The following is a 4374-nucleotide window of genomic DNA, read 5'->3' as shown; positions in this document are numbered from 1 at the left end:
GTCCGAGCCTCCTCTTGGCTATTGGCAAGAGTGATTTTATCTCCACCTTTTTCGCTACCAATTTTGATTAGCTTCGTCACTTCATCCCACTTAACTAGACTATCATCTTTTACATTGGTAATTACATTGGTAATGTCTTTTTTAATCTCATTTTTAATATTCGTGAAAGAAGCACCGACGTCTTCAAAAGCAGCTGCAACACTATTATGGCTTGCCTCTACAACGCTGCCATCATTTTTGAAGGATTTAATCTTGAAACTTGGAGCGCTCCATTCCCCTTTCTCATTATACCCAGCGCTACCGCCAAAATATGTTGCAACCGTTTTGCCTATAGAATAAAGTTGCGCTCCATTCACTGCATCGGTTGAATCTTCAGAAAGCCTTCCAGCCTCCACGCCGGAAATTATCCGTTTAGCACTATCATTGTTTAAAATACTAATTTCAGTGCCACCGGTTCCTTTGCCAATGCTAACCACACCCATCTTCTTATTAAGGCGTAAACGACCCCCACTAACAATTTGGAAAAGATTTATCCCTTCATCTTGCGTAACAAGGATACTGTTCTTTACATCAATAATTTCTTGATTAAGATTTGTGAAAGAAGTGTTGATACCAGTAAAAGCACTAGCAACATTACTATAACTCTTCTCATTACCACCACTACCATCGACGTTAAATTGCGCAATCTTGAAAGTAGGAGTAATCAACTTACCATCTTTGTATCCAGCGCCACCCCCCAAATAACTAGACAATACATTACTCACAAAATAGAGTTGCGAACCATTCACCGCCTCTGTCGAGCCTGCGGAGAGTAAACCATCTTCAACATTCTTAATTTTGCTATTGGTTTTTAACGCTCCCCTTCCATGTTTTGCAATAAAGGCTCCTTCCGCCTCGTCCCACAACAAAGAATCTTGTGCAACACCTTGAGAAATATCCTTAATCCGATCATTGACATTCTTAATATTCGTATCAAGACCAGTAAATGCTTCACCAACATTGTTAAATAAAGTGTTTTCTACCTTACCTTCTTTAGAAACCTTAGATAATTTATAGTATGGTTCTGTAAAAACACCGTTATTAAATGCTGCTCCACCACCAAAATATTTGGCAACATCTTGGGATATTTTATTAATCTGGCGACCATTAATCGCGTCATGCGATTGCTGAGAAATTTCCCCATCTTTTACATTATGCAGTGCAACGGGTCCGCTATCCTTTTTCCCTAAAGTCACGCTATTATAATTAACGCTACTATTGTAATCTGAATTTTTATCGTAGAGAATTGCAAAAGAACTCGTAAAATCAACTTTTTTAGAAATATTGTTCAAACTTTCATCAAGCTGAGCTTTATTAACCGCATCGGTACCTTCAATACCCTTTTCTAAACCTGTAATTTTTTTATTTCCCGCATTAATACCAGCTGTCGTTATTTGCGGACCATTAGAAATCACCAATCCATTTGCATTGAAGGTGTTGCTTCCTGCCTTTACGCTATTGAGCGTAATATCCTGAGCAAGATCAAATTTTACTTTATTGTCTTGATTGCCTTTTGTAATCTTTAGATTATCGTTTCCAGCCGCTAAATCCACTGTATTATCTATACTAACGGCTGTGGCATTAGCCCCACCAGCGGAAAGCTTCCAACCTTTGTCTACATATATCTGTAACGACTTTAATTGTGCAACATTAGCCGCATCAAACAGTTCAGTACCAGCTGCTACTCCAGTAATTTGGCGCGTTTTCCCATTAGGAACATTACCAACACTCACAGCGCTGAGCGTACTTTTCCATGCAAACCCTGTATTAGTTGCCGCCCCTTTAAGCAAAGGACTAAAACCAGCAATACCAGCAGCTTTATCGGAAAAAGAATTGCTCCCTAGAGCAACACTTGTAGATGTCACTGCAACTGCCCGATAACCTAAAGCAGAAGCTTCGTCTGCCATCGCAACCGATTTCCCACCAACAGCAAGAGAATGATTACCTCTCGCCATTGTATTCGTTCCTATAGCAACAGCATTGTCCCTCATAGCTTGTGTAAGAACACCCAAAGCTATCGAATTCGTACCAAACGCATAGCTATATGCGGTAGAACCGTTGTCAGTAGTTACGCCAGAACCTATTGCAATACTACCCACACCTTGAGCTTTAGAGAGTTTACCTATGGCAATAGCGTCATTATCAAGAGCCTGACTCCACGGACCTACAATAACAACATTCTTGCCTTGTTTGTTCGTTTGATAACCAACAACATAAGAATGGTCCTCATTATAGTTTGCTCTAGAAGCAACCATATTTGCTACAGCTATCGGCACCCCCCCCATCATTAATTGTGTTGAATGATGATCTGATGGCATTATTGGCTCAATTGGCTCATTTGCAGTTGCAAATAATCCTCCAAATTCAGACCCTTCATTAATATTATTCGCTTGTAGACCTTCAGCACTTGCAGTCACATCAACACTCGTCACACCAGCGTTCAGTGATGCTAAATCATTATTGGATGTCGCAGCTTGCTCATTTACAGGTGTAGAAACTGCAACGGACTGATCTCCCTCATTTGCAGTAATATTCTTGGGTTGCACATCTCCAGTATTCACGCTCACACCGGCACTTACAAGAGAAACATTTGACAAAAATGCAACCATTGCAACAAACAAAACATCCTTAACCAAAAACCACGGATAAGGTGAACGAGAAAAACGCAACTTGTTTTCTGTTAGTATGGTATTTTTTTTCATCATATCCCCCTAAAAAACATATTTAAATCATAAAAAAGACATAATTTGTTGTTAGGGTTTTTCTTGCTGTATTTTTTCGTAATAAGTCCTTAAATCAGTTAAAGTAGAGCATTCATCAAACAAACATAAAAAAGACATATTTTTCTTTAATTATTAATAATACGCAAATTAAATAAGTCATTTTTTTTAATTTTTAGAATATTTTATTCGAAAATGGTATGTTATAGAAAGTAACTTTAGCTTTAAAGCAGTGAAAAAGAACGAAAATATATGGAAAGCTTATATAATAGCAAAATCGATGCGTTATGTTTAAATTCCGTAAGTACTTTCTTTATAGTTAGATTTTTCTAGTGTTGGAGGTTTTCTTCACCTCAATTTTTTACTCTTTATTTCAGAAAAATTTTAGTCATAATGAGTTTTAATTATACCAGCTTATAATATTTACAGGATATTAAATAAGATAGCAACAAGAAATATAGTGTTTTATTTATTAACAATTCTCGTGATTAAGTATTTTCTATGGAATTAAGGTTGTATATTATCAAATATCTCTATTTGATGTACATATTACTTTCGTCTCTATAGAATAACGTCTTCGCCCTTATCTTTGAGATAAAGACGATTTTGTTTTTACTTTTAGTTTAGTGTTATTCTAAATCCAGCGCCTACACCCCAATGACCACCAGCACTCGTAGCAGATAGGTTAGAGCGAATTCTTCCATCTTCAGACATATAGCCAGCACCAATAGCAAAGGCAGATTGGCTGTGCCATACGCCCGTACCAAATGAAACACTTAACTTCCCTGGTGTATCATCATAACTTAAGTTAGAGACTGCTAAACCAATAGCAGCAGCTTGTCTTGCTTCTTTCCGAACATCCTCAATAGCATAACTTAACACCTCAAACTTCATATCTGTATAAGCTTTCGCCTCGTTAACGCCATTATTGACAAAACTACTGACTTGCTCATCCGTATACTTTTTCGCATCATCAAGAACTATCTTCATCTGCTGATCCGTATAATCATGCAACTGACCGCCATTAACAGCTTGCCTAGAGCCTTCTTCAATTCTACCATCCTTAACATTCTCAATCAAAACTGGTTCACTTTCATTCCCACCTTTGAGAGTGATGCTATTGGTCTTTTGCCCATCCCCATCTTTGTCATAGTTAACAGCTCCATCCGTGACCGCAATCGTGATATCTTGTACCTGTTGATCAATCGTATCTACCCTATTCTCAACATCTTTTAACTTCTCATTCGTCTGCCAAAGCTGGCCACCATTCACAACCTCTTGCGAACCTTCTGCTATCTTACCATCCAATACATTCGTAATCTTACTCGCTTCCCCTTTATGAAGAGCGTCATACGATCCTGTTTCTTCACTCCAATTCAAACTATTCGTATCAATATTATCCGAAACCTCTTTTATACGCTCGTTGATACTCGTCATACTCTCACTTACACCATCAAAGGCACTCGCTACATCATGATAGCTCTTCTTATCAGCTAAACTACCATCTGCATTGAATTGCAAAACCTTGAAACTAGGAGCTATCCACTGACCACCAATATACCCTGCTCCACCACCAAAATAGGCCGCTAGTGTCTTATTCAGAGAATAGAGCTGA

Annotated in this window: 1 protein-coding gene and 1 pseudogene; both read right to left on the bottom strand. The window is 38.2% G+C overall.

Annotated features, from left to right (window positions below; all coding sequences use genetic code 11):
• Window positions 1-2741 (bottom strand): annotated as a pseudogene (locus MCQ_RS00010) (hypothetical protein); the annotation flags it as partial.
• Between the two features lie 636 nt (window positions 2742-3377).
• On the bottom strand, window positions 3378-4374 hold a 997-nt coding region (locus MCQ_RS00005), incomplete at its 5' end, for a Vomp family autotransporter (protein WP_006922743.1).

It is taken from the genome of Candidatus Bartonella washoeensis Sb944nv (genome assembly GCF_000278135.1).
In the GTDB taxonomy this organism is placed as follows: Bacteria; Pseudomonadota; Alphaproteobacteria; order Rhizobiales; family Rhizobiaceae; genus Bartonella; species Bartonella washoeensis.
This window is presented reverse-complemented; position numbering and strand designations above follow the sequence as displayed.